Genomic DNA, 24,728 nt, shown 5'->3' with positions numbered 1-24,728 from the left:
AAAGAGGAGAAACGATGAAGGAAAATACGAAGAAAGAATTATTCTCATGGGCTAAAACGATAGGATTTACACTAGTATTAATCGCTATTATTCGCGGTGTTTTATTTACACCTTCATTAGTACAAGGCGAATCGATGATGCCTACTTTAGAAAATAACGAACGAGTGCTCGTGAATAAGATTGGTTATAGTATAAGTGGATTAGAGCGCTTTGATATTATCGTCTTCCACGGTAAAGAAGGGTACGATTTAGTAAAACGAGTAATTGGTTTACCAGGCGATACAGTTGAGTATAAAAACGATGTGTTATATGTAAACGGAGAAGCGATGGAAGAACCATATTTAAAAGAGTTTAAAGAAAAAGCGGCAGGCCGTGTATTAACTCCAGACTTTACGTTAGAACAAATTACAGGAAAAACGAAAGTGCCAGAAGGCCAAGTGTTTGTTTTAGGAGATAATCGTGAAGTTTCGAAAGACGGTCGTATGTTCGGATTTATTTCAGAAGATGAGATTGTCGGAAAAGGACAAGCTGTTTTCTGGCCGTTGAAACAAGTAAGAGCGTTATAAAGCATGTATGGGAGAAATATTCTTCCGGTGGATTTAAATCACATTTTTTGTAAAACTGAATGTTCATTTAAGAAAGACAGAGGTCATTTTGATTATTATTTTTCAAAATGGCCTCTGTTTATTTGAAGATAGTATTGCAAGGAGGGAATTTAAATGATAATGAAAGAAACAGAAGTTATCTTAAACAGGAAAGGAGCCAGGAAAGTAAACGAAATTCCTAAAGAGGTCTTACAATTACTACAGCAAGGGAAAGTAGAAAGTGTAAATCTAACAGAATGGCTAGCTATAAATCATATTGAACTACTTAAAAATGTCTTACCTTCAATAGGACTCAAGGATAGTTTGGAATGTATAGAAGCTGAATTAGAAAAACAGAACGTTGAAACAGGAATGAAAGTCATACGAATAGCAGGAACTTTATTGGATGAAATTATACTCAAAGAGTATGAAGGAAACAAGGAAGACATACTGTTAAAATTATCTAATCATATTTCAGATAGTGTACGATGTTGGGCAGCATTTATGAATAAAAAATCAAATAACACATTAAAAGATACATTAACGTACATTCGACCTTTTGCGGCGGATCATCATTTTGGTGTTCGAGAAATTGCTTGGATGTCTATTAGAGAAGATCTTTCACAAAATATAGAAGAAAGTGTGGAATTGTTAGTAGAATGGGCAAAAAGTGAGGATGAGAATATTCGTAGGTTCTCTGTAGAATCTATTCGTCCTCGAGGTGTATGGAGTAAACATATTGAAGTATTAAAACAAGAACCTGAAAAAGCACTTCCTATTCTTAATTTACTTAAATCAGATCCATCAAAATATGTACAAGATTCGGTTGGAAACTGGTTAAATGATGCAAGTAAAACGAAACCAGATTGGGTATTGAAGCTGTGTGAAGAATGGGCAAAGGATACTGACATAAAATCAACGAGTAGAATTATTAAAAAGGCTAAAAGAACGATTTTGAAAAATAAGTAATATGTAACTAATAGACTTGTTAGTTGTAAGAAGGAACAATCAATCATGTTAAAAAAGAATATTTCGAATAAGTAGGAGAAGAGCATGTATTAATCAATACATGCTCTTTATATTTTCTTTTATATTAGTGTTATGAATGAAAGTTGATCAAATTTCATTTCAAATCTAAACTTCCGTACTTTTTATTGAAACTTTTATTCTAATAGTTTTGTGGAAACATGCACTTTGGAAAGTGAACCGTCTCTATTTCTAAAAAAAATTTTATATTCACCGTCAGGAAGCCAATCGGTCCAGTGAATATCGAATTCACTTATTGCTTGTTCCCCAGGTTTTAAAGTTCCGTCAATCATCCAAGCACCTTTAGCATTATATAAAGTATAGCTAAAAGGAGAATCACCTGTATTTCGGACAAGAACGCTTAAGTTATCTCCATTAAAATAGTTGAAATTATAAGTGGTTAATCCGAAAAATACAACATCTTCGTTAGTTATGGCACGTTGTTCAATTTGAGAGTTTAGCTTCGTATCCTCATTTGTCGCAAATGTTACATTATAACCTATACAAAAAGATAACATAATAGCAGGAATCACTAGTAGCTTTTTCAAAAGAAACACTCCTTACATTTCGTTTTACATATATTATGATAAATGAAATGCATTGGGAATGTAATAATTTGATGTAAAAATTTAAAAATGCATATAATTATTTACGTTTTTTAAATTACTGACAAATATATCGGATCATGAGCTTGAAAAAAATATTGATAGAATTGAAAGAATATTTTATAATTTTAAATTATATATTTGTTTCGAAATACGGAATTAATGTTCCGGAATTCGGAACAAGAGGGAGATAGAATGAGTATAAATAAAACGGCAGTTAAGACAATGGATATTTTAGAGTTGTTTTATGAGCATGAAGAGCTAAGTTTAACAGAGATGGTCCAGCTTACGAGTATGCCGAAAACATCTGTTTATCGTTTAATTGGCTCGTTGGAAGAAATGGAGTTTTTACAAAAAAACGAGAAGGGGAAATATCGTCTCGGAGTCGTTTTTTTACGATTCGGACAACTTGTTTCACAAAGATTATCCGTAAGAAATATCGCAATTCCTTATATGAAAGAGCTTAGAGATAGTTTAGGGCAGGCAGTTAATTTAATTATTCAAGATGGTAATGATGCGATTTATGTGGAAAAGATGGAAGGTGCTCAGCCTGTACGCGTGTATACAGCGGTTGGAAGAAGAGCGCCACTTTATGCGGGTGCATGTCCGAGAATTTTACTATCGTATTTCTCTGAGGAAGAGAAGCAGAAATACATAGAGGAAACGGATTTAAAACAGTTTGCGGATGGAACCATTGTGGATAAGGAACAATTGATAGAAGTGTTACAAATGGCGAAAAAGGAAGGACACACAATTAGCTACTCTGAGTTAGAAAATCATACAGCCGCTATAGCAGCGCCCGTTTTTTCAAGTGATGGAACGGTTGTAGCGGGGATTAGTATTTCCGGATTAGCAATTGAGTACAGCGAAAGTAACATTTCATATTTTATTGCGAAGGTGAAAGAAACAGCACATCGCATTTCGAAAGAACTCGGCTTTTTGGCATAGAAAGAGGGAGTGGGATGAAATTTTCTGCGTTAGGGGATCAAGCAATTCTTGTTACATTTGGTGAAGAAATTGAGATGGAGACATACGAAAAAGTGCAGCGATTATTTCAAGCGCTGAGACGGCACCCGTTTACAGGAATGGTTGAGTGTGTGCCGTCTTTCACTTCATTAGCGGTCTACTACAATGTATACGAAGTATGGAAGCGAAATGGGAGAAGTGAAGGGCCGTATCATTACGTTTGTCAATATATACAAGAGTTGTGTGATTCATATAAAGAAGAAGTGAATCAAGATGTGAAACATATTTCCATACCTGTTTGCTACGGGGGAGAATATGGACCTGATTTAGAAGAGGTCGCGCATTATAGAGGATTACAGGTAGAAGATGTCATTCGTATACATAGTGAAACAACATATTTTGTGTATATGTTAGGTTTTACACCAGGATTTCCGTATTTAGGAGGGCTATCAAAAGAACTAGAAACACCTAGAAAAGAAACGCCACGGTTGCAAATATCTCCTGGTTCGGTAGGTATTGGCGGAAATCAAACAGGTATCTATCCGCTTGAAACACCAGGAGGATGGAATATTATTGGCCGAACTCCAATATCCTTATTTAATCCAGAAGAAGAAACACCAACATATATTCAAAGCGGAATGTATTTACGATTTATCCCAATAACGAAGGAAGAGTACATATCACTTGAGGGGGCTAAAGAATGGATGTAGAGGTTTTACATGCAGGGATGTTTACAACAGTCCAAGATTTAGGGCGATCTCATTATCAACAATACGGTGTACCAGTTGGCGGGGCCATGGATCAAAATGCACTTCGGATGATCAATATGTTGGTCGGTAATGAAGAGAATGAAGCAGGACTCGAAATGACAATTATGGGACCTAAATTGTTAATTAAAAAAACGACTTTACTTGCGATTGGCGGAGCGGATATGGAACCTTTACTGAATGGGAAGCGTATTCCATTATGGCGTCCCATTTTAGCAGAAGAAGGTAGCATGCTTTGCTTCGGAAAAGTGAAAAGTGGTTGCAGAGCGTATGTGACTTTTGCAGGTGGTATACAAATTGATCGTACGATGGGCAGCAAAAGTACTTACATACGTGCTGCGATTGGTGGTATAGAAGGAAGGATGCTGAAAAAAGGAGATTATTTTCAAATGGGTACGCACTCAGAATTAGCGAGTCGTTTCATTCAAGACTTACAAAAAGATGAGCGAATCAAAACAAAATGGGTAATTAGCAACAGTGTACTGCCAAAGTATATGAAATATCCTAAGCTGCGTGTCATAACTGGTTTTGAATATGATCAATTTACAGAAGAAAGTATAAGGGCATTTTTTACGAAAGAGTATAAAGTATCTAATTACGCTGACCGAATGGGTTATAGAGTTGAGGGAGAAGTTTTAAATAGAGTGGAAGAAAAAGAGATTTTATCGAGTCCCGTTACATTTGGGACCATTCAAGTTCCAAATGGTGGACAGCCAATTATATTAATGGCAGATAGGCAAACGACAGGTGGCTATCCGAGAATGGGCAATATTAGTTCAGTAGATTTACCACTTCTTGCTCAGTTAAAACCGGGGGACTATGTTTCTTTTGAGAAAATTACGCTTGAAGAAGCGGAACAATTGTACATAGAACAAGAAGTAAATATGAATCTATTAAAGAAATTCATCGCTTTACGAGGCTGACATTAGGAGGGAAATATCGTGACGACAATCGATTTAAACTGTGATTTAGGAGAGAGTTTTGGAGCTTATAAAATGGGGAATGATGATGAAATTCTTCCGTTCGTTTCCTCTATAAACGTTGCTTGTGGTTTTCATGCGGGTGATCCGACTGTAATGAGGAAAACGGTCGAAAAGGCACTGCAGCATAACGTAGCAATTGGCGCGCATCCTGGTTTTCCTGATTTAATTGGATTTGGAAGAAGAAATATGAACGTTTCACCAAATGAAGTATACGACTATGTATTGTATCAAATCGGTGCATTAGCCGCTTTTGTGAAAGCAGAAGGCGGGAAAATGCATCATGTAAAACCGCACGGTGCTTTATATAATATGGCAGCGAATAATCCGGAAATTGCAGATGCAATCGTAAAGGCAATTAATCATAGTAATCCAAATCTATTGCTTTACGGATTAGCAAATAGTGAGGCGTTTATACAGGCGGCAGAAAAATACAATGTAACCCTCGTACAAGAAGCTTTTGCTGATCGGACGTATAAGCAAGATGGGACTTTAACGAGCCGGACAGAAGAAAATGCACTTATAAAAAATGAAGACGAAGCGATAAAGCAAGTGCTTCAAATGGTGAAAGAAGGCTTTGTAAGAGCGGTGAACGGAGAGAAAGTGACAGTTCAAGCGCAAACGATTTGTTTACACGGCGATGGAGAGAAAGCGGTTCAATTTGCGGGAAAAATATACAGAACATTCGAACTTAATGGTATTTCAATTTGTGCACCGAAATAAAGTGAAACTTTAATCAGTGGGGAGGTTCATCCCCCGCTGATTATTAGTTGAACCAATCGGGCATTTACGGGCAGTTGACTTCCCATCTAAATTTTTTTGACTTAGTCGAATTTTGAGGTGGGAGTTTTACTGCCCGTTAAAGCGGGATAAAGAATAGGGGGAAGTGCTGGAATGATTAAATTAATCGGGATATTACTTGTTGCAGTGGGCTTTTTATTTAGATTAAATACATTATTAGTAGTTATGGTCGCAGGTATTGTTACTGGTATGGTTTCAGGATTAAGCTTTTATGATGTGATTAGCATGTTCGGTAAATTTTTCATAGAAAATAGATATATGTCTATGCCGATTATATTAACTTTACCGGTAATCGGCATTTTAGAGCGTTACGGTTTAAAAGAAAGAGCAGAAGCACTTATAACGAAATCAAAAGGAGCAACAACTGGAAGAGTATTAATGTCATATTTTACGATAAGAGAATCATCAGCAGCACTTGGACTGAACATTGGTGGTCATGCACAAACAGTAAGACCGCTCGTAGCACCGATGGCAGAAGGGGCTGCGCAAGGTAAATATGGTAAGCTCCCTGAAAAGTTAAGAGAAAAGATTAAAGCAAACGCAGCAGCTGCGGAAAATACAGCTTGGTTTTTCGGAGAGGATATATTTATCGCGACTGGTGCGATTTTATTAATGAAAGGATTCTTCGATTCAGTAGGTATGCATGTCGGTGTGTGGGATATGGCGCTTTGGGGCATTCCAACTGCAATATCAGCGCTTATTGTGAGCTGGATCAGATTTAGAAGGTTTGATAAATATATAGAGAAAACGATGAAATCAAAAGAAAAAGAAGAGAAGGAGGCAATATAAAATGAACATTATCACAATGGATACAATTTATTATGTATTAGGTATAATCGTTGCCTTTATCGCTGTTCGTATTGCATTTGATCGTGAACATCCAAATCGATTTGGTTCTAGCTTATTTTGGGCGTTATTTGCAGTTACATTTTTATTCGGAAATGTAATCCCTTCGTTTTACGTTGGTTGTATTGTGCTCGCTATGGTCGTGTTAGCTTCACTAAACAAAGTAACAAAGTCAGAGGAGAAAGAAGTACCAGTACAAGAACGTGTGAAACATGCTGAGAAATTAAAAAATAAAGTTTTCATGCCTGCACTATTAATTCCTATTTTTACAATTATCGGTACGTTAACATTAGGGAAAATCAAATGGGGAAATGTTTCCCTTGTTGATCCAGATAAAGTAACGCTAGTAGCATTAGCACTAGGGGCATTACTTGCATTCGTTGCAGCGATGCGTATTACAAAATCGAAAATAACAACGCCTGTACAAGAAGGAAGCAGATTATTACAAGCTGTCGGCTGGGCTGTCATTTTACCACAAATGTTAGCAGCACTTGGCGGTATTTTCGCGAAATCTGGCGTTGGACAAGTCGTTTCTGATTTAGTCGGTCAAGTATTACCGACAGAGTATCCATTCGTTGCTGTTATGGCATATTGTTTAGGAATGATGCTCTTTACAGTCGTAATGGGAAATGCATTCGCAGCGTTTGCCGTAATTACTGGCGGAATTGGTTTACCTTTAATTGTACAAATGCACGGAGGAAATCCGGCAATTATGGCAGCACTCGGTATGTTTGCTGGATATTGCGGAACGCTACTTACTCCAATGGCAGCAAACTTTAATATCGTTCCGGCAATGCTTTTAGAGCTAAAAGATAAAAATGCAGTTATTAAAGCGCAAGTACCAATTGCTCTTTCAATCTTTATTATCAACATGTTTATTATGTACGGACTTGTATATCGTTTCTAATTAGGAGGGAAAATTATGAAAACAGTATTATTAACAGGATTCGACCCGTTCGGCGGAGAAAGCATCAATCCAGCTTGGGAAGTCGCAAAAAGTTTGCATGAAAAAACAATCGGAGAATACAAGATTATTAGTAAACAAGTACCAACTGTATTTCATAAATCAATACAAGTTTTAAAAGAATATATAGAAGAACTAAACCCTGAAATGATTATATGTATCGGACAAGCTGGAGGCAGACCAGATATTACGATAGAGCGTGTCGCAATTAACGTTGATGATGCAAGAATTGCTGACAATGAAGGGAATCAACCGGTAGATGTACCGGTTGTAGAAGAAGGACCGGCTGCTTATTGGTCTACGCTTCCGATGAAAGCAATTGTAAAAAGACTGCAAGAAGAAGGTATACCAGCTTCCGTTTCACAATCAGCGGGAACGTTTGTTTGTAATCATATATTTTATGGGCTTATGCATGAACTAGAGAAGCGTGATAAGAAAATAAAAGGCGGATTTATTCATATTCCGTTCTTGCCAGAACAAGCGAGTAACTACCCAGGCCAACCGAGTATGTCACTTTCTACTATTCGTAAAGGGATAGAATTGGCAGTTGAGGTAACGACGACAGTTGAGGTGGATATTGTGGAAGTTGGGGGAACTACGCATTAAGTAAGATGTTGGGGTAGTACCGAAGTGCGTATGTAGTTGTTATTTTTGTTTGGAGGAAAGATGTATCGTTAGCTTGATAATGATAGGATAAATTGCACATTTTAAACTCTCTCATTTTCACGTATAATTATTATAAGAATCTGAATTTTAAAAATCGAGGTGGATATCTTGAAAAGTTTTGGTATGTTAGTAATCTCTACCGTGCTTTCGGCGGGCCTATTATATTATAATGCTCAATCCTTTTATAATAGGTTTGCCTCTGGAAATATATATTACTGGGTAAACGGTATCCTAGCAGTTATCTTCTTTGTATTCCTTTACAAAAATGCAAAAGATATCATCAAGAAAAACTATATAAAATAAGGAAGTTTAAAGAGTTCTTTATACAAAGACAACACCTCCTGTAAACAACTGGTATAATAATTATAGGAAAATACATAGAGGTGATTTTTGTGCAATTTGAAGAAGTACGTTCAATTTTAGAAAAAGCGAAGAAAATTACAGTGTTAACAGGTGCTGGTGCAAGTACGGAAAGTGGTATACCAGATTTTCGTTCAGCAAATGGATTGTATGCTGATGCAAATGTGGAGATGTATTTATCAAGGGGATATTATAATAGAAGCCCGAAAGAATTTTGGAAGCATTATAAAGAAATATTTCAAATTAATACGTTTCATCAATATAAACCAAATCGTGGCCATCGCTTTTTAGCTGAATTAGAAGAACAAGGGAAAGACATTACGATTTTAACGCAAAATATTGACGGTTTACATCAACTAGGCGGTAGTAAGCATGTCTTTGATTTACATGGAACACTTCAAACAGCACATTGTCCAAAGTGTAAAGCGGGATATGATTTGCAGTATATGATTGATCATGAAGTGCCTCGCTGCGAGAAGTGTAATTTCATTTTAAATCCAGACGTTGTTTTATATGGAGATACATTGCCGCAATATCAAAATGCGATAACACGTTTATATGAAACAGATGTGCTTATCGTTATGGGAACGTCATTAAAAGTACAACCCGTCGCTTCATTCCCGCAAATCGCAAAGAGGGAAATAGGAGCAACGACCATTTTAGTAAATGAAGAGTTAACAGGGCAAGAATATAACTTTGATTTTGTTTTTCAAAATAAGATTGGTGAATTTGTTGACGGGTTATCTTCAATGAAATAAGTTATCGGAAAAACTGAGGTATTCACCTCAGTTTTTTATTTGGGGAATCACAGTTTAAAGCATTTCGATAATGTAGTAACCACATCTCTATAATTTATAAAAAAGTGTTTCGTAGGTAAAACAGCAGAGTAAGAAGTAATATTATCTTTAGTAAATACACAATCGTCATAAAGTAAGCTGATATGTAGCTGTTGTAAAGGTTCTATTTCATTTTTCTTTAAGTATAAAACTAAGTCATTATAAAGTTGCGTGCTATACTCACTTACAGACCATTCTAATGAAAGCTGACCTGCTATGCTAGTCCACCATACTTTAAAACTACATACTAATTCTTGAAAGGAGTCTTCACTACATAATTGAGTGTCAAAAAGCTTTTCATAAAAGATATGGTTTTCCTCATAAAAAATTTGTAAATCATATCGGTCGTTAGCAATTTGTTTACGAAGTGTATACCATAATTCTTTGAAATTTGCTTCAAAATCAGTGGAGAAATTTACTTGTTTTGCTATGTAAGGAAACCTTAAATTTTCTTTATTCTCTTTTTGGTTGAGATAAATATTTTGAATATAAATCATAAAGTTTAAACAATATGACGTATTAGTAAGTATTGTAAATGAATCTGTCATTTCATTTTCTCCTTAGTAGTGTCTTTTATTATTAGTATACAAATAAATGTAAATGAATGGTGTGAAAAAACAATTGTATACACTCTTTCTTTTAGAATAACATTCATGTTATTCCTTAATAAGGGAATGGTAATAAATAGGTTATGAAATTAAAATACTGAAAATTAAATCTTTTATTTCTTTAGTAATTAATATAAAATTCTATATATATCATATAAATAAATTTGATACATAATGGTTCTGTGTAGAAATGTTAATAGAATGAAGCGAGGGAGCGAAATGAGACAGAAAAAGGAGCAGAAGAAACAATCGAAAAAGAAAAAGACTCATATTCCATTTCGATTAAATGTACTATTTTTTATCGTCTTTCTTTTATTTTCAGCTATTATAATTCAATTAGGTAAAGTACAAATCATTGATGGAGAAACGTATAGAAATGAAGTGAACAAAAAGGAAGATGTAACGGTAAGCACACCTGTTCCTAGAGGGAAAATGTTTGATCGGCAAGGTCAAGTGATTGTAAATAATAAACCACTACGAACCGTTACATATACGAAAATGAAAGGAGTAGATTCGAAAGAAGTTTTACAAGTAGCAAGAAATTTAGCCCAGCTAATAGAAATGTCGCCAGAAGATATAAATAAGCTAACAGAAATAGATAAAAAAGATTTTTGGATGCAGTTAAATGAAAAGCGAGCAGCAGAAAAAGTAACGAAAGAAGATGAGAGTGTATTTAGGAAGCAAGAGATAGAGGGGAAAGAATTAGATAAAAAAGTTGAAGAGTTGCGCCGTGAAAGAATTACGCAAGAAGAATTAAGCGAACTATCAAAAGAGGATCTAGAAGTACTAGCAATTAAAAATAGGATGAATGCGGGATATAAAATGACGCCGCAAATTGTTAAAAAAGATGTAAGTCAAAATGAATATGCAATCGTAAGTGAAAGATTGGCAATTTTGCCAGGAGTGGATACGACAGTGGATTGGGAACGTGAATACCCAAATGATAAAATACTTCGTTCCATACTTGGTAGCGTATCTACTGAAAATGAGGGCTTGCCAAGAGAGCAGTTAGATTATTATTTAGTACGTGATTATAACCGAAATGACCGTATTGGTAAGAGTTATATCGAGAAACAGTACGAAGATGCATTACATGGAACGAAAGAACAGTCTAAAAATATTACGGATAAAGCGGGAAATATTATTCGGACAGAAAAAGTAACTGAAGGAAAAAGTGGAAATAATTTAATGTTAACAGTGGATATGGAGTTACAGAAAAAAGTAGAGGAAAGTCTTGAAAAGAATTTACGAGCATTTCACTCTGCAGAGCCGATGATGGATCGTGCGTTCGTTGTAATGATGAATCCGAAAAACGGGCAAATTTTATCAATGGGTGGAAAGAAAATTGTAAGTAAAGATGGCGGCATGCAAATAGAAGACTTCGCTTTAGGAACGATGACAAGTTCTTATGAGTTAGGGTCAACTGTGAAAGGGGCTACGTTATTAGCCGGATATCAAACTGAAGCGATTAAACCGTATACGCACTTCTTTGATGCACCAATGTATTTTAAAGGAAGTTCTAAACCAAAGAAATCGTGGAAAGACTTTGGTGATATTGATGATTTAAGAGCTTTACAAGTTTCATCGAATGTTTACATGTTTAACACTGCTTTAAAAATGGCAGGTATAAATTATGTACCAAACAATCCGTTAGACATTAAACTAGAGACATTTAATAAAATGCGCTACTACTTTAGACAGTTCGGATTAGGTGTACCGACTGGAATTGACTTGCCGAATGAATCGATTGGTCAAATGGGTAGAACGGATAACATACCTGGTTTTTTACTTGATTATGCGATTGGACAGTACGATACATATACGCCGCTGCAACTTGCTCAATATATTTCAACAATTGCAAACGGCGGTTACCGAATGAAACCACAAATTGTACAAGAAGTGAGAGAGCAACCACATAAACCAGAGGATGTTGGAAAAGTTGTTCGCTCTATTGAACCGGTTATTTTAAATCGAGTGGATATGGACACTTCATATATTAATCATGTAAAAGAAGGATTTAGAAGAGTTTTTCAAGAAACTGACGGGACAGGTACGGGGACGTTTAAAGGATTACCGTATAAACCAGCTGGAAAAACAGGAACAGCTGAAACAGTATATGGTGGAGAAAGTGATATTGGAAGAGATGAAAACTATAACCGAAAAAAATGTTATAATTTAACTCTTGCCGGTTATGCACCATATGATGCTGATCCGGAAGTTGCTTTTTCAGTTGTTGTACCTTGGGTGAATGATGACAAATCCGGAATTAATTCTGCGATTGGTAAAGAGATTTTGGATGCGTATTTTGAATTGAAAGCGAAAAGAACGGGTGGAAATCCAGTCCCAGTAGAACAACAGAACAAGCCACAGTAAAAATAGTATCACTGCATGGAGACTTATTGTGCAGTGATCTATTTTTTGAGTTAAAAAGCGTTTAAATAAGGTGGGAATGGATATGAAACAGGAGATGAAAAGAGGCTGGGGGAAATACATACTCTTCGTGTTTGTTTTGGTAGTGGCCTATCATTCTTTTACTTTATGTAAAGTGGAAGGGAAATCGATGCAACCAACTTTATATGAAGAAGACTACGTATTTGTAAATAAAGCAGCAGTACATTTTTCTAATTTAGAGCACGGAGAAATTGTCATTATAAAGGAAGAGGATGAGTCGAAATATTATGTAAAACGAGTAATAGGACTTCCTGGTGACGTAATTAGCATAGCGAATGGATCAGTATATGTGAATGATAAAAAGCAAGAAGAACCGTATACAAATAAAGATTTATTCAATAATACGCAAGTGTTTTATAACTTTCAAAAGACAAAAATCCCGCCAAATAAGTTATTTGTAATGGGTGATAATCGTGAACTTAGTAGAGATAGTCGAAACGGCTTAGGGTATATTGAAGAAGATAACATAATAGGCAAAGTGGAATTTGTATATTATCCTTTTTCAAAAATGAAGATCATAGAATAAGTGGGGCTTTATATAACCCCACTTATTAAAGTTTCACTTTATCTTCTTTAAATAACCTTTTGGATTAAATGATATGAAAAATTTATGTTTAGATTCATCGATTATGAAGTTGTTATTTTTAGCTAAAAACTCTTCTACAGCTTCCATTGGACCAGGGCCCCAATCAGGAGAGAGTGGATTTCCGTTAATACTTGTATCTTCTACAATCAAGTAACTGCCTTTTGTTACAATAGATTTATAAAGTAACAGTTCTTTTGAGACATGCTCTTTACTATGATCAGAATCTAAAATAACTAAAATCACATCATCAGGTTTGCGCATATTTAAAATTGTTTGGACGGCCTGTACAGAAACAGAAGAAGCTGTTACATACGTAATTCGATCATGTGATGGTCGATTTGGTTGAGGGAATATATCGATAGTAAGTACATGACCTTTTCCAATTAAATCTAATAAAGAAGCTAAATACAGTGCGCTACCACCATAACACGTACCGCATTCAATAATTAAATCGGGTTTTAATTCGTAAACAATTTCTTGATACAAAAAAAGGTCAGAGGGAAGTTTGAAAATGGGGACACCGAGCCAGTGTGTGTCATGTAACCAAACGTTGCTGTCGTAATAAAGTTTTAGAAATTCATTGCTTATAGTATCGATGTTAATTCTCCTTTCTAAAAAGGATTCTTTCGCTTTACGTAAAGTGTTTACGTATGAAAGTTGTACTATATATTATGTAGTAAGGAATTGTAAGGCGAGTGTTTTTACTTAAAAATAAGCTAAATAACTCATTTGTAAATGAAAGAGAATGGACATATGTATAAGTACACAATTTGCTTCAAAAGAAATGGAAAAAATTAATAAAGCGAAGGTAACAGGAAAGATAACGCACGAGCAACTTATTACATTAGCTGATGCGATCGCAAGGCGTGAACTTACTTAACAATCTAAAAGGCACCACAAACTTTTGCTAAATAAACGGGAAAAAAGAGATGGTAGATCCAACTCTCAGACTGTAGACAAACTATTTTTTTGAGGGTTCAGATGCTACAAAATAGTTTGTTTCTTGCTTTATGGCTAATTTATCCAACAATATATATACGTAGTACGTTCTATGCTACAATTTACTATAAGTGAGGAAGGTGTCTTATGAAAATATCTGTTTATGTTGCAAGTGCATTTAGCAAGGGTCATAAAGGCGGAAATAAAGCAGGAGTGGTATTTATGGAGAATACATTGACCACTACTCAAAAAATGGCAATAGCCAAACAACTGGGCTATGCGGAAACCGCATTTATATCAGAATCTAAAGTTGCTGATTATAAAATTGAGTATTTTACACCAAAAGAGGAAGTTGATTTATGTGGTCATGCGACAATTGGCTCTTTTGCGATACTGATGCATGTAAATAAACTTTTCAAGAATCGCTATACGATTGAAACGAACAGCGGTGTTCTTACTATTACCATAAAAGATGACATCATATTCATGGAACAAAACGAACCGATATTTTATGATGTTATATCTCCAAATGAGTTTATCGACTGCTTTGACATTAAAGATATAGACAATACATACCCAATTCAAATTGTCTCTACGGGCTTAAAAGATATTTTAGTTCCTATAAAAAGCGAAACACAATTACATACACTGGAACCTAATTTTGAAAAAATTAAAGAAATCAGCAAGTATTATAATGTTGTCGGGATGCATCTATATACTTTTAATGACAATCGAATTATATGCAGAAACTTTGCTCCGCTATATGACATTAATGAAGAAGCAGCGACTGGAACTTCAAATGGTGCATTAGCTTGCTATCTTTATGAACAGCACTACTTACAAAAAGAAGACTATGTATTTGAACAAGGTTATTCTTTACACTCGCCTTCCGAAATATTAGTTAAATTAGCAACCGATAGCCAGAATAAAATAGAAAAAGTTTATGTTGGCGGCAAAGGCTATTACTGTGAAACGAAGTATTTAAATTTAGAAAATATTGAGTGAAAATAAAAAAAGAGATGGTAGATCCATCTCTTTTTCATATGCTCCATGATTAACTACGAATCGCCTTAATCATAAAACGATGTTGCTTCACATCAAAATAACCTTTTTGTAAGATGATTTCATGTATACGATATAATTCCTCATAATACCTTTCAACAGTGAAATCAGGAATTTGCCAAGGAATCGCTTTTAAATAATAGACGATAGCGCCAATGTCATAAAAGCGTTGAAAAGGGAACTCTTCTATTTCTTCTAAAATAGTAAATCCATTTTCATTTAACTCACAACATGCAGTTTCAAGCGACCAACTTACAAATTCGCTATTTAGCGGCGTGTTAAACTGCTCATTAAGTTCCGCGCAATCGAGACCGCCAACTTGTTGGGTAAGAAATATTCCATTAGGAGCAAGGAGTCTGTTTACCTCAGAGGCAGCATATGATTCATGTTGATTTATGATTAAATCAAACTGACTATCTTGAAATGGTAAAGTAGTATCATCCGTTACCTCTACAACTGTAACCCCTAAAGGTTCTAATTTCTTCCGAGCGATTGGCACGTTTGGAGTGTATCCCTCAGTCGCATAAATAGTTGACGGGAACGGTTGTAACTTAGATAAAAACTCTCCACCGCCAGTCCCCATATCGAGCATTGATTCTACATGCTGCATAAGCTGGAAAGCAGTGCTGCCGTACGACCACGATAAAGGCTCGCTCTTCATTCGAACCGTTTCTGAAATGAATGAGAAATCCCAACCGCTAAAATTTGTATTAGCATTTTCTAATAAGGTAAAAAATAATGGATCACGTTTCATAATTGTATCCTCCTATTTTGTAAGTAAATGATATGATGAGAAAAGAAAAAAAGGAGGACCTCTTATTAAAGGGGAACGGTTTTACGTTTCATGTTCGAATAGATTCATATAAATTTGCTCCTTGTGAGAATGGTAATTTATATATTCGGGATAATCGAGTGGAAATCCTTTGGAATTATTAGGGAAGGTAGTTGCGTAATGAAAAACTGGATAGAGTTTACGGACAAAGAGGATGATCAGATTTGGGACAAGGTATATAGTGAACTTAAGTTTTCACCAAGTGTTTCTATATTCCCATCATTTAAGGTGCCAAGTCCTTTTGTTACATATGATATTTCTCATTGCTTTGGAGAATCGATAGATATAAATATATATAGCGATCTGGAAGATAAAGCGTTACAAGCTTTTCAAGAAATTACAGCATCAAATGAATATATTATGGCACTGGATTGGCAACATGAGTGTTATTGGGTGAATCCACATTTTGAGTTTGAAAGAAATGAATTTGATGAGTGGATGATACCGGTATTTCCGAATGGAGATTACTCCTTCTTTATTCAGAAAGACTTTAAGTGGGGCTATTTAGGCCACCCTTGGGAGGAGAGTATAGCGTTATTTGGAAAAGAACTTATAGAAAGCTTTGAACGAAATAAGCCGGAAATGTTTCAAAATATTTTAAGACAAGGATAACATTTGAAAGCGAAAAACGCTTATACTTCATTTTTGAAACATAAGCGTTTTTGTTTAAAATACTCAAAAAGAAAAATCCTTTGGTAAAGTATCATTTTTTATCACCGTTCTTAACCCATGTTTTATAATCCAAGGGTTAACAGGATGCTGTTTATCACGTAACTGCTGCAACCATTGAAAAACGAGTTCTTTATCTTCTTTCGTAATATCGTTAATATGATTGGCTACAGATTTTTGGACATATTTAGAAGGATCATTCATTAATGGCTCAAGAAGTTGTAAATTGTTCTTAAAGTCATCTTTCAGAGCTCCTATTTTTTTAGCCCAAGGAAGCCTTGGTCTTGTACCTTCGGAAACTAATCGCCTAATGTGGTTGTTTTCGTCATGAATCCACTGTTGTAATACGCCCAATGTGTCTTCATGGTATGTTTCAAGAAAAGGACGTATGGCATATTCAGCAGTATTCCTTTTTGTTATTTCATACATGGCGTTACATGAGGATTCAAAATCGTTAAGCCCATATTTTTCAACGTATTTTGCAATAGGCATGTACATATATCCGTTTGTAAATGTACCTACTTCTGTTGTATTTTCTGGTCCCAATGTTTTCAGTAAAATATGTATTGCTTCATTAAAATCTTTTTGTAATGCAGTATGTAATTCATCTGCTATTACTTCAATACGCTGCTTTAACTCTAAATTTTCAACTTTACATGTTACAGAATCTACAAAGATTCTTTTAGAGAAAGTAGGATCGTGCTTACAAATAGAATCAGCCATTTTTTCTGCTAATTCTTCATTAAATAAAAATTTTAACGGAACATATTTACCCATTTCTCCACCTCATTGATCAGTTAAAAACAATTTTTATTTTTTAATCGACAATCCATAAACTAAAGTCTCACTCGGAGTCGTAATACTAAAACCAGTCGTCTTATAATCAAGTTTCACCGTATCACCAGTGTAGTCTTTCGTAAATGAATCCATTTGTACGATAAAATCAGCATCTTCATATACAACGTCATCTGCATTATATGTATCCCAAATTAAATCCACATCAACGAAAATACTACAAGAGTTTGTCATTGTCCCTCTAATGCGAATGATCTTTTTCTCTTCGCGCTCTAATCTATGTATAGCTACTTTTGCTTCATCAGTAATGCGAATGTTCATGATATCCCAACCTTTATGTATATTTCCTTTATTATTGCAAAAACAGGAGAAATAGGGAAGGGAGAACATGCTCATCGAGCTAAGATTAAGTAAAATTCCGTTTAACTAGATTTTTTCGGTTTTCTAAAGAATTGATATTAATTATCTAAAAATCTGCATACCAAATAAACCTGGATAAGGTGAATTTTGTACAAGTTGTTGAAGAATATGTGGAGATAGATATCGCTGTAGTTATTCAGCGAACAAATGAAACTCATCTTGAATCGATAGATTCATACAAAACGCCATCCTTTCTGTATTTTTCTACAAAAGAATAACGCTTTCTATAAATTATAGGTATAAATTCATCTTAGGTTGATAGTAATGTAACATGCCCCTTATAGGGGGGGGTTACAATTGAATAAATTAAGAGAAGTTGATATTTTAAGGTGTGACTGCATTTTATAATGAAAAAGTGTGGCTTTTTGACTTTTGGTGTACGGATAATTATTATAATTTCCCACCAATAAAAGTTTATGTCAGAGCTACCAAGGAGAGATCATACGATGTCCGAGAAGATGCATGCTGACGAATTGGAAATTGAAGAGCGACTTGTGCGTCGTTTGCTTGTGGATCAGTTCCCCCGCTGGGCAGAGTTGCCCCTTCGCAAGGTAGAGCCAGTTGGAACGGTAAATGCGGTTTTCCGACTTGGCGACGAATATTCCATTCGGCTAGCGAGAAGGGAAGGACCGACGACACCAGGAGGACACGAGTTCCAATGGCTACCAAAACTCGCGCCATTAGTTCCGCTTGAAATCCCTGTACCTATCGCTCAGGGGCGCCCAAATAATGACTACCCATGGTTTTGGGAGATACATTCGTGGCTGAGGGGTGAAACGGCGCCGATAGAGGCGATTGACGAGATTCAGGCAGCACGCGATCTCGCAGGGTTTGTCCTAGCACTGCAACATGTTGATCCAACGGGTGGGCCGTTAGGACGTGGCATTCCTTTGGCACAACGGGACAAAGACTTCCGATATTGGCTAGCACGATTTAATGGCGATCCCGCGGTGTCTGCTGTATGGGAGTCGGCTCTTTCTGTGACTCCGTGGAACGGTCCACCTGTTTGGCATCACGGCGATCTAGATGCACGTAACTGGCTCGTACGCGATAAGCGTATTAGCGGTGTAATTGATTGGGGGATGATGGGTATAGGTGACCCTGCGTGTGATGTAATGGTCGCGTGGAAGTTGCACTCGCCAGAGGCGCGCGATGTGTTCCTTGATGCTATCCGTACGGACGATGCTACATTGGCAAGGGCCCGTGGATGGGTCGTATCACAGGCAGTTGCGATCCTTGCCTACTACACGCCGCAAAACAATCCAATTTTGTACAATGAGGCGAAATCCTGGCTAGACCTAGTACTAGATCAAAAGTAATTCAGTGATTTTAATGAAAGAATAACGTTTTTTTCATTTTTGAGGAAATTCGTCTCCTTAACTTGATGGGCATGGGGAGGGAGAAGCACCGGAATAAAAAAACGAGCAAACAAATTTGTTTGCTCGTTTCACTTTATTTCAATTCACATTTATCAAGAGGAATTACTTTCGTTTTCTTCGTAAATTTATATCCTAACCATAATACTAAGAAGAGTGGTAAACCAATGTAAGAAACGAGTACACCGTTCCAATCGATTGCTTCGCCCATAAATGCGCCGTAGTTTTGACCTAAAATGACGATGATACAAAGTACAAATGCGAAAATTGGACCGAATGGGAACCATTTTGCTCTATATGGTAAGTCTTTTAAATCTTTACCTTGTGCGATATATGCTTTACGGAAACGGTAATGACTAATTGCGATTCCGACCCATGCGATAAAGCCTGACATTCCAGATGCGTTTAATAACCAAATGTATACAACACCGTCGCCGAATAAGGAAGCAATGAAAGCGATACTACCGACAATTGACGTTACGATTAATGCGTTAACAGGTACACCGCGGCTGTCTAATTTGCCTAAGAATTTTGGTGCTTTACCTTGGCGAGCTAAGTCCCAAAGCATACGAGTTGATGCATACATACCAGAGTTACCAGCAGACAGTACTGCCGTTAAAATAACAGCGTTCATAACAGAAGCAGCAAAAGCAACACCAGCTTTTTCAAAAATAAGTGTAAATGGACTTACTGTTACATCACTTGCAGCAAGGCTTTCTGTTGTATAAGGAATTAATAAACCGATAACGAGAATCGCAAGAATATAGAATAAAAGAATACGCCAAAAGATAGAACGAATCGCTTTCGGAATACTACGCTCTGGATCAGATGTTTCCCCAGCAGCAACTCCTAACAATTCAGTACCTTGGAATGAGAAACCAGCTGCCATAAATACACCGATGATTGCCATGATGCCGCCGTTAAATGGTGCATCTGCAACAGTGAAGTTTTTGAAGCCAACAGTTTCGCCGCCCATAATTCCAAAAATCATCATAAAGCCGACAATTAAAAAGATAATAATAGTAACGACTTTAATAAGTGCAAACCAATATTCAGATTCACCAAACCCTTTAACAGATAAATAGTTTAAAAGGAAAATAATAGCTAAACATAATCCGCTCCAAATGAGGGAAGGGGTATCTGGGAACCAAAATTTCATAATTAATGTTACAGCAGCGAGTTCAGCAGCAATTGTAATGGCCCAGTTATACCAATAGTTCCATCCAAGTGCAAAGCCAAGGGACGGATCAACAAATTTTGTTGCGTATGTGCTAAAAGAACCGGTAACAGGCATGTAAGCAGCGAGTTCAGCTAAGCTTGTCATTAAAAAGTAAACCATAATCCCAATTGCGGCGTATGCAACTAATGCACCGCCAGGACCAGCTGAATGGATGACACCACCGCTGGCAAGAAATAATCCGGTACCAATTGTACCACCGAGAGAAATCATCGTAAGGTGCCTTGATTTTAAACTACGTTTTAACTCACCTTTTCCTTTTGTAGTTTGCGTTTCAGAGGTAGTTTGATTCGTTGCGCTATTCATGTTCAACACTCCTTTTCTTGTAAGATAGGAAGGAGCGGGGGAGAAAAATACAAAAAACCGCCAAAGGAATTTGGCGGAACGTTTCACAAATAACCACCCCATCATACCCTTCCGTTAAGATAGCACCCCACGTTTACACGGTAATTTTGTAAACGTGACAGTTCTGTTCCTTTCGGAGACAGCCCCAGCTCATATTTCCAGAGAAGAAATAGAAACTTCGGCAACTTTTCCTTTCAAACGGAGTCGGTGACATTCTCTGCGTCTCGTCCGTCTTATTATTAAAAGTCGCAACCTCTACCTCATCGGATTGATGAGGATTTGATATATTGCTAAGATTTTTAATATATGGCAATTGTAATGACTTTCTGAATATATTGCAAGATATTTTGTTAGGAAAAGTCAAAAAATATCGGTTATTGTTTAGGAAACGCTTGCAAAACTCCACCCGAACCTACTGTTATGTAACAAAAAATAAAGAAAGAAATTGTTATACAAATGTTTCGCAAAAAATATTGAAAAACCCTTTAAAAATAAAAGAAAATTCTGAAAATATAATTCGACATAACTATTAAAATAGGATTATTCCTTAAATTCGTTTCAAAGAATAAGTATAAATCTGATAAATAGAATGAATATTCTTTTTATTTCTGATAAAATTGAGGTATTGTTTAATTGAAAAGGAGAAATTAACATGAAATTAGAAACAGAAAGGCTCTATATAGTGCCGAGTACAGAAGAGAGTATGCAAGTTGCTAACGAGCAAGGATTTAATAGTGGTCCACATATTGTAGGGCATGTAGAAACTGTAAAACAAGATGCGGCTTTATTACCTTGGGGAGCGTGGTATGTCATTCGAAAAGAAGATGACATCGTTCTAGGTGATATAGGGTTTAAAGGGAAACCAAATGAGGAGCATACAGTAGAAATTGGTTACGGATTTGTTGAGAAATATTGGAATAAAGGGTATGCGACAGAAGCTGTAAGTGAACTAATAAATTGGGCTTTTCAAACAGGAGAGGTAGAAACGATTATTGCAGAGACACTTCTTGAAAATAACAGCTCGATTCGTGTATTAGAGAAATTACATATGAAAAGAGTAGGCACTACAGAAACGATGATCAATTGGAAAATAGAAAAATAAAAAATACCGCTCGAAATATATCGGGCGGTATTTTTATCGTTATGGTAGCATTTGTTTTTGATCATTCGGATATTCGGCTGTCGATGCATTAGAACGATTAGAATGATTGCGAACAGCGATGAAAATAGAAATAATAACGACAAGACCAACTGCCACGTAAGAAAGTGAAATAATAGTTGGATCCACTTTAAATGTAGTAAGCAGTGTACGAATGTTTGTAAAGATTATAAGGCCCCCAACTAATACGCCAAGTAAATGAGAAGGAACGATGCGTACTAACCATGCGGCGATTGGTGCCGCAACGATACCACCAAGCATGAGAGAAAATACCCAAACCCAACTTACTTGTTCCCAGCCAAGTGAAATGAAAAATCCGATTGTTGCAGCGAGTGAAACAGGAAACTCGCTCGTATCTACAGATCCGATAACTTTTCTAGCTTCATTTCCTCTTGCCAGAAGTACAGGTGTTGTAATCGGTCCCCAACCACCACCACCAGTTGAATCAACGAATCCAGCAAATAAACCAAGTGGAACAAGTTGTTTTGCAGACATACGTTTTTTTGAAGTGACAATTTGTTTTTGAATGAGGAATCGTAATAAAATATAAACCCCTAAAGTAAATAAAAATACGGAAATGTACGGTTTAATTACATCACCAGGTAAATTGCTTAAAAAACATGCCCCAATAAATGCGCCAATTGCTCCTGGTAATGTAAGTCTGGAAACGGTATATTTATCCACGTTTCCAAATTTGATGTGTGATGCACCAGAAGCGGCAGTTGTAACAACTTCAGCTAAATGAACTGATGCAGATGCAACGGCTGGTGCAATACCAAACATTAATAAAAGTGAGGTAGATGTTACCCCGTACGCCATTCCAAGCGCTCCATCGATTAATTGAGCGAAAAATCCGATAATAGCAAAGACAATTAATTTCTGCATAAATAATCCCCCTGTAATAATAAATGAAAAAGACACTTTTCCCGTATGAGAAAAGTGCCTTTGGTTTTTCCAATCAGCAATAATTAAATTTGTTTCATTATAATACATATTAATCGTATAAATCAACTAGGTATTAAAGTTTTTGAATTGAATGAAAGAAAAATAAAATATACAATAAAAGGATGGAGAGAAAGGGGAGAAAGACATGTTACGATTTGATCATCTCGTACACGCAGTACATGGTACACCAGAGGAAGCGGCAAAACAAATGCAGGAGCATGGATTTCATACTGCAGTAGGCGGAGAGCATACGACTTGGGGTACTTGGAATAGTTTATGTTATTTTGATTTATCATATATAGAATTTTTAGCAGTTCAGCATGAAGAAAAAGCGAAGAAAGCAGAAAACCCATTAGTACAAGAAACGGTAGTGAAATTACAAGATGGAGAAGGAATGTTACAAATCGCAATTCGAACAGATGCAATTGAAGAACTAGCAGTTAAGTTTAATAAACATGGATTACATACGATAGGACCATTTGAAGGGAAACGAATGAGAAAAGATGGTCGCCTTTTAGAGTGGAAAATGTTATTTGTAAAGCAAGAAGAGAATGGGCCGAAATTGCCTTTCTTTATACAGTGGAATGAAACGGATGAAGAAAGAAGAAACGATTTACGCAACATAGGAACTATCACTAAACATAAAAATAACGTACAACAAATTGAAACGATCCATTATGCAGTGAAAAATGTTCGAGAAACAGTACAGAAATGGAAAGAAGTAATGGAGCTAAATACAAGTCCGGTCGTGAAAAATGAAGAATGGAATGCGGAATGTCAAAGTGTAGTGTTTGGTGACATTCATGTGCAGTTTTGTGAAGCAATTGGAGAAGGGCTAGTACTAGAACGATTGAAGCATCGTGGCGAATATCCATTTGCAGTGGAGTTTACAGGAGAAAATAAACGAAAGCATGAAGTGTTAGGTAGTTTGTACATATTTTGATAGAGGTGAGTTTTGTGGAAGAAATGCTTAGAGCGATAGAGAGAAAACTAGAATGGCCTCGTATTGTAAAGTGTACAGCTATTTCAAAAGGTTTTTCACATGAAAAGAAATATAAAATAGAATTAGAAAACAGAGTAACATATTTTGTAAAAGTATGTGATGCTGTAAACTTTGAACGTAAACAAGAAGAATATACATATATGAAACAATTAGAGTTATTACATATTCCAACACCGAAGTTAATTCATTTCATAAAGCTTGAACAAATAAATAAATGTGTTCAAGTATTTGAATGGATACAAGGTGTAAATGGTGAAGAAGGTTTAGGGAAGCTATCAGTGGAAGAACAGTATCATGCGGGAAGAAAAGCAGGGGAAGTATTAAAGAGGATTCACTCAATTGAAAAAGAAAGTGCAAGTAATAAATGGGAAACGGTTCGATGGAATAAATACGAAAGATATGTAGAAGCGTTAGCAAACTATGAAATAGATTTCCTTGATTTGAAGCCAATATTAAGATTTGTAGGGGAGCATAAACAATTATTGAAAAATCGTCCAATCACATTTTTACACGATGACTTCCATCCAGCAAATAGTATGATTCATAATAAGGAGTTTATCATAATCGATTTTGGTGGATATGATTTTGGCGATCCAATACACGATTTTTATAATGTAGCGATTTTTACGACAAGAATAAGCAAACCCTTTGCGGTTGGACAAGTTCACGGATATTGCGGAGGTGAACCATCGCTTCATTTTTGGAAACTGTACTCCTTATATGCAGCAATGACATTCCCAGCGGATATCGTATGGACAAACCGAAGCACGCCTCATTTAGTAGATGATATGAAGGAAAGATTGAACGGAATTTTAGAAGGTCATAATCATTTTTCATCCTATATTCCAAAATGGTATCAATCACAACATGCGGATATAATAAACAATAAGTAATGGAGGG

General features: G+C 36.0%; 28 protein-coding genes and 1 riboswitch. Of the genes, 20 read left to right on the top strand and 8 right to left on the bottom strand.

Annotation, left to right across the window (positions count from 1 at the left end):
- Positions 1-14 precede the first annotated feature (14 nt).
- Both lepB (MR115_RS25330) and MR115_RS25325 read left to right on the top strand, forming a co-directional pair.
- Positions 15-566 (top strand): signal peptidase I, encoded by a 552-nt coding sequence (lepB, locus tag MR115_RS25330; protein ID WP_061676960.1) that lies wholly within the window; start codon positions 15-17, stop codon positions 564-566.
- A 153-nt stretch (positions 567-719) separates the two neighbouring features.
- On the top strand, positions 720-1,553 hold the full coding sequence (locus MR115_RS25325) for a DNA alkylation repair protein (RefSeq protein ID WP_242243154.1): 834 nt from the start codon (positions 720-722) through the stop codon (positions 1,551-1,553).
- A 194-nt stretch (positions 1,554-1,747) separates the two neighbouring features.
- On the opposite strand, the gene MR115_RS25320 is transcribed toward MR115_RS25325, so the two are convergent.
- A complete protein-coding gene (locus tag MR115_RS25320; protein ID WP_242243153.1) occupies positions 1,748-2,158 on the bottom strand; it encodes a hypothetical protein in 411 nt (136 codons plus the stop codon).
- 252 nt (positions 2,159-2,410) lie between these two features.
- Between MR115_RS25320 and MR115_RS25315 the strand changes: the two genes are divergently transcribed.
- The 9 genes from MR115_RS25315 to MR115_RS25275 all read left to right on the top strand — a co-directional run bounded on the left by MR115_RS25315 (position 2,411) and on the right by MR115_RS25275 (position 9,323).
- Positions 2,411-3,163, top strand: coding sequence for an IclR family transcriptional regulator (locus tag MR115_RS25315; protein ID WP_242243152.1), 753 nt, complete (start codon positions 2,411-2,413; stop codon positions 3,161-3,163).
- 14 nt (positions 3,164-3,177) lie between these two features.
- Positions 3,178-3,891, top strand: coding sequence for a 5-oxoprolinase subunit PxpB (gene pxpB, locus MR115_RS25310; protein ID WP_242243151.1), 714 nt, complete (start codon positions 3,178-3,180; stop codon positions 3,889-3,891).
- The gene (locus tag MR115_RS25305) at positions 3,882-4,871 is read left to right on the top strand and encodes a 5-oxoprolinase subunit C family protein (protein ID WP_242243150.1); all 990 of its coding nucleotides are present in this window, start codon (positions 3,882-3,884) and stop codon (positions 4,869-4,871) included. Before pxpB ends, MR115_RS25305 begins: the two co-directional genes overlap by 10 nt.
- Positions 4,872-4,889: 18 nt before the next feature.
- Entirely contained in the window at positions 4,890-5,651 is a 762-nt protein-coding gene (gene pxpA, locus MR115_RS25300; RefSeq protein WP_242243149.1) for a 5-oxoprolinase subunit PxpA, read from the top strand.
- 171 nt (positions 5,652-5,822) lie between these two features.
- Positions 5,823-6,518 carry a DUF969 domain-containing protein gene (locus tag MR115_RS25295; RefSeq protein WP_097818907.1) on the top strand — a complete coding sequence of 232 codons (696 nt, stop codon included), beginning with the start codon at positions 5,823-5,825 and terminating at the stop codon, positions 6,516-6,518.
- Between the two features lies 1 nt (position 6,519).
- Entirely contained in the window at positions 6,520-7,482 is a 963-nt protein-coding gene (locus MR115_RS25290) for a DUF979 domain-containing protein (protein ID WP_097864136.1), read from the top strand.
- A 15-nt stretch (positions 7,483-7,497) separates the two neighbouring features.
- On the top strand, positions 7,498-8,145 hold the full coding sequence (pcp, locus tag MR115_RS25285; RefSeq protein WP_242243148.1) for a pyroglutamyl-peptidase I: 648 nt from the start codon (positions 7,498-7,500) through the stop codon (positions 8,143-8,145).
- A 168-nt stretch (positions 8,146-8,313) separates the two neighbouring features.
- Entirely contained in the window at positions 8,314-8,508 is a 195-nt protein-coding gene (locus MR115_RS25280) for a hypothetical protein (protein ID WP_061676952.1), read from the top strand.
- Positions 8,509-8,588: 80 nt separating this feature from the next.
- Complete coding sequence (locus MR115_RS25275) at positions 8,589-9,323, top strand: NAD-dependent protein deacylase (protein ID WP_242243147.1); 735 nt, start codon at positions 8,589-8,591, stop codon at positions 9,321-9,323.
- 47 nt (positions 9,324-9,370) lie between these two features.
- Here the strand turns inward: MR115_RS25275 and MR115_RS25270 are convergent, their stop codons facing one another.
- Positions 9,371-9,949, bottom strand: coding sequence for a hypothetical protein (locus tag MR115_RS25270; protein ID WP_242243146.1), 579 nt, complete (start codon positions 9,947-9,949; stop codon positions 9,371-9,373).
- Between the two features lie 279 nt (positions 9,950-10,228).
- Between MR115_RS25270 and MR115_RS25265 the strand changes: the two genes are divergently transcribed.
- Together MR115_RS25265 and lepB (MR115_RS25260) are read left to right on the top strand one after the other, a co-directional pair.
- The gene (locus MR115_RS25265) at positions 10,229-12,382 is read left to right on the top strand and encodes a peptidoglycan D,D-transpeptidase FtsI family protein (RefSeq protein WP_242243145.1); all 2,154 of its coding nucleotides are present in this window, start codon (positions 10,229-10,231) and stop codon (positions 12,380-12,382) included.
- Between the two features lie 82 nt (positions 12,383-12,464).
- Positions 12,465-12,986 carry a signal peptidase I gene (gene lepB, locus MR115_RS25260; RefSeq protein ID WP_063260350.1) on the top strand — a complete coding sequence of 174 codons (522 nt, stop codon included), beginning with the start codon at positions 12,465-12,467 and terminating at the stop codon, positions 12,984-12,986.
- 33 nt (positions 12,987-13,019) lie between these two features.
- On the opposite strand, the gene MR115_RS25255 is transcribed toward lepB (MR115_RS25260), so the two are convergent.
- Positions 13,020-13,643, bottom strand: a complete 624-nt coding sequence (locus MR115_RS25255) for a cephalosporin hydroxylase family protein (RefSeq protein ID WP_242243179.1) — start codon at positions 13,641-13,643, stop codon at positions 13,020-13,022.
- Between the two features lie 148 nt (positions 13,644-13,791).
- On the opposite strand from MR115_RS25255, the gene MR115_RS29915 reads away from it, so the two are divergent.
- Positions 13,792-13,926, top strand: coding sequence for a hypothetical protein (locus MR115_RS29915; RefSeq protein ID WP_255864099.1), 135 nt, complete (start codon positions 13,792-13,794; stop codon positions 13,924-13,926).
- A 206-nt stretch (positions 13,927-14,132) separates the two neighbouring features.
- Positions 14,133-14,990 (top strand): PhzF family phenazine biosynthesis protein, encoded by an 858-nt coding sequence (locus tag MR115_RS25250; protein WP_242243144.1) that lies wholly within the window; start codon positions 14,133-14,135, stop codon positions 14,988-14,990.
- Positions 14,991-15,039: 49 nt separating this feature from the next.
- Here MR115_RS25250 and MR115_RS25245 read toward each other — a convergent pair whose 3' ends face one another.
- Positions 15,040-15,801 carry a class I SAM-dependent methyltransferase gene (locus tag MR115_RS25245; RefSeq protein ID WP_242243143.1) on the bottom strand — a complete coding sequence of 254 codons (762 nt, stop codon included), beginning with the start codon at positions 15,799-15,801 and terminating at the stop codon, positions 15,040-15,042.
- Between the two features lie 198 nt (positions 15,802-15,999).
- On the opposite strand from MR115_RS25245, the gene MR115_RS25240 reads away from it, so the two are divergent.
- Positions 16,000-16,491 carry a DUF2716 domain-containing protein gene (locus tag MR115_RS25240; protein ID WP_242243142.1) on the top strand — a complete coding sequence of 164 codons (492 nt, stop codon included), beginning with the start codon at positions 16,000-16,002 and terminating at the stop codon, positions 16,489-16,491.
- Between the two features lie 63 nt (positions 16,492-16,554).
- Here the strand turns inward: MR115_RS25240 and MR115_RS25235 are convergent, their stop codons facing one another.
- Together MR115_RS25235 and MR115_RS25230 are read right to left on the bottom strand one after the other, a co-directional pair.
- Complete coding sequence (locus MR115_RS25235; protein ID WP_242243141.1) at positions 16,555-17,325, bottom strand: DNA alkylation repair protein; 771 nt, start codon at positions 17,323-17,325, stop codon at positions 16,555-16,557.
- 33 nt (positions 17,326-17,358) lie between these two features.
- Entirely contained in the window at positions 17,359-17,664 is a 306-nt protein-coding gene (locus MR115_RS25230) for an iron-sulfur cluster biosynthesis family protein (protein WP_242243140.1), read from the bottom strand.
- Positions 17,665-18,179: 515 nt separating this feature from the next.
- Here MR115_RS25230 and MR115_RS25225 point away from each other — a divergent pair.
- Complete coding sequence (locus MR115_RS25225) at positions 18,180-19,082, top strand: aminoglycoside phosphotransferase family protein (protein WP_309243110.1); 903 nt, start codon at positions 18,180-18,182, stop codon at positions 19,080-19,082.
- A gap of 133 nt (positions 19,083-19,215) precedes the next feature.
- On the opposite strand, the gene MR115_RS25220 is transcribed toward MR115_RS25225, so the two are convergent.
- Positions 19,216-20,682: an amino acid permease gene (locus tag MR115_RS25220; RefSeq protein ID WP_098884962.1), complete on the bottom strand. Its 1,467-nt coding sequence runs from the start codon at positions 20,680-20,682 to the stop codon at positions 19,216-19,218.
- Between the two features lie 112 nt (positions 20,683-20,794).
- Positions 20,795-20,987, bottom strand: a riboswitch (Lysine riboswitch).
- 386 nt (positions 20,988-21,373) lie between these two features.
- Between MR115_RS25220 and MR115_RS25215 the strand changes: the two genes are divergently transcribed.
- Complete coding sequence (locus MR115_RS25215) at positions 21,374-21,823, top strand: GNAT family N-acetyltransferase (RefSeq protein ID WP_242243139.1); 450 nt, start codon at positions 21,374-21,376, stop codon at positions 21,821-21,823.
- Between the two features lie 39 nt (positions 21,824-21,862).
- Here MR115_RS25215 and MR115_RS25210 read toward each other — a convergent pair whose 3' ends face one another.
- The gene (locus MR115_RS25210) at positions 21,863-22,873 is read right to left on the bottom strand and encodes a sulfite exporter TauE/SafE family protein (protein ID WP_242243138.1); all 1,011 of its coding nucleotides are present in this window, start codon (positions 22,871-22,873) and stop codon (positions 21,863-21,865) included.
- Positions 22,874-22,970: 97 nt separating this feature from the next.
- On the opposite strand from MR115_RS25210, the gene MR115_RS25205 reads away from it, so the two are divergent.
- Together MR115_RS25205 and MR115_RS25200 are read left to right on the top strand one after the other, a co-directional pair.
- Positions 22,971-23,768 (top strand): VOC family protein, encoded by a 798-nt coding sequence (locus tag MR115_RS25205; protein WP_097820258.1) that lies wholly within the window; start codon positions 22,971-22,973, stop codon positions 23,766-23,768.
- 14 nt (positions 23,769-23,782) lie between these two features.
- On the top strand, positions 23,783-24,721 hold the full coding sequence (locus MR115_RS25200) for an aminoglycoside phosphotransferase family protein (protein ID WP_242243137.1): 939 nt from the start codon (positions 23,783-23,785) through the stop codon (positions 24,719-24,721).
- Positions 24,722-24,728: the final 7 nt, after the last annotated feature.

This window comes from Bacillus cereus group sp. BfR-BA-01309, from assembly GCF_022664315.1.
Lineage (GTDB): Bacteria > Bacillota > Bacilli > Bacillales > Bacillaceae_G > Bacillus_A > Bacillus_A mobilis.
This window is presented reverse-complemented; position numbering and strand designations above follow the sequence as displayed.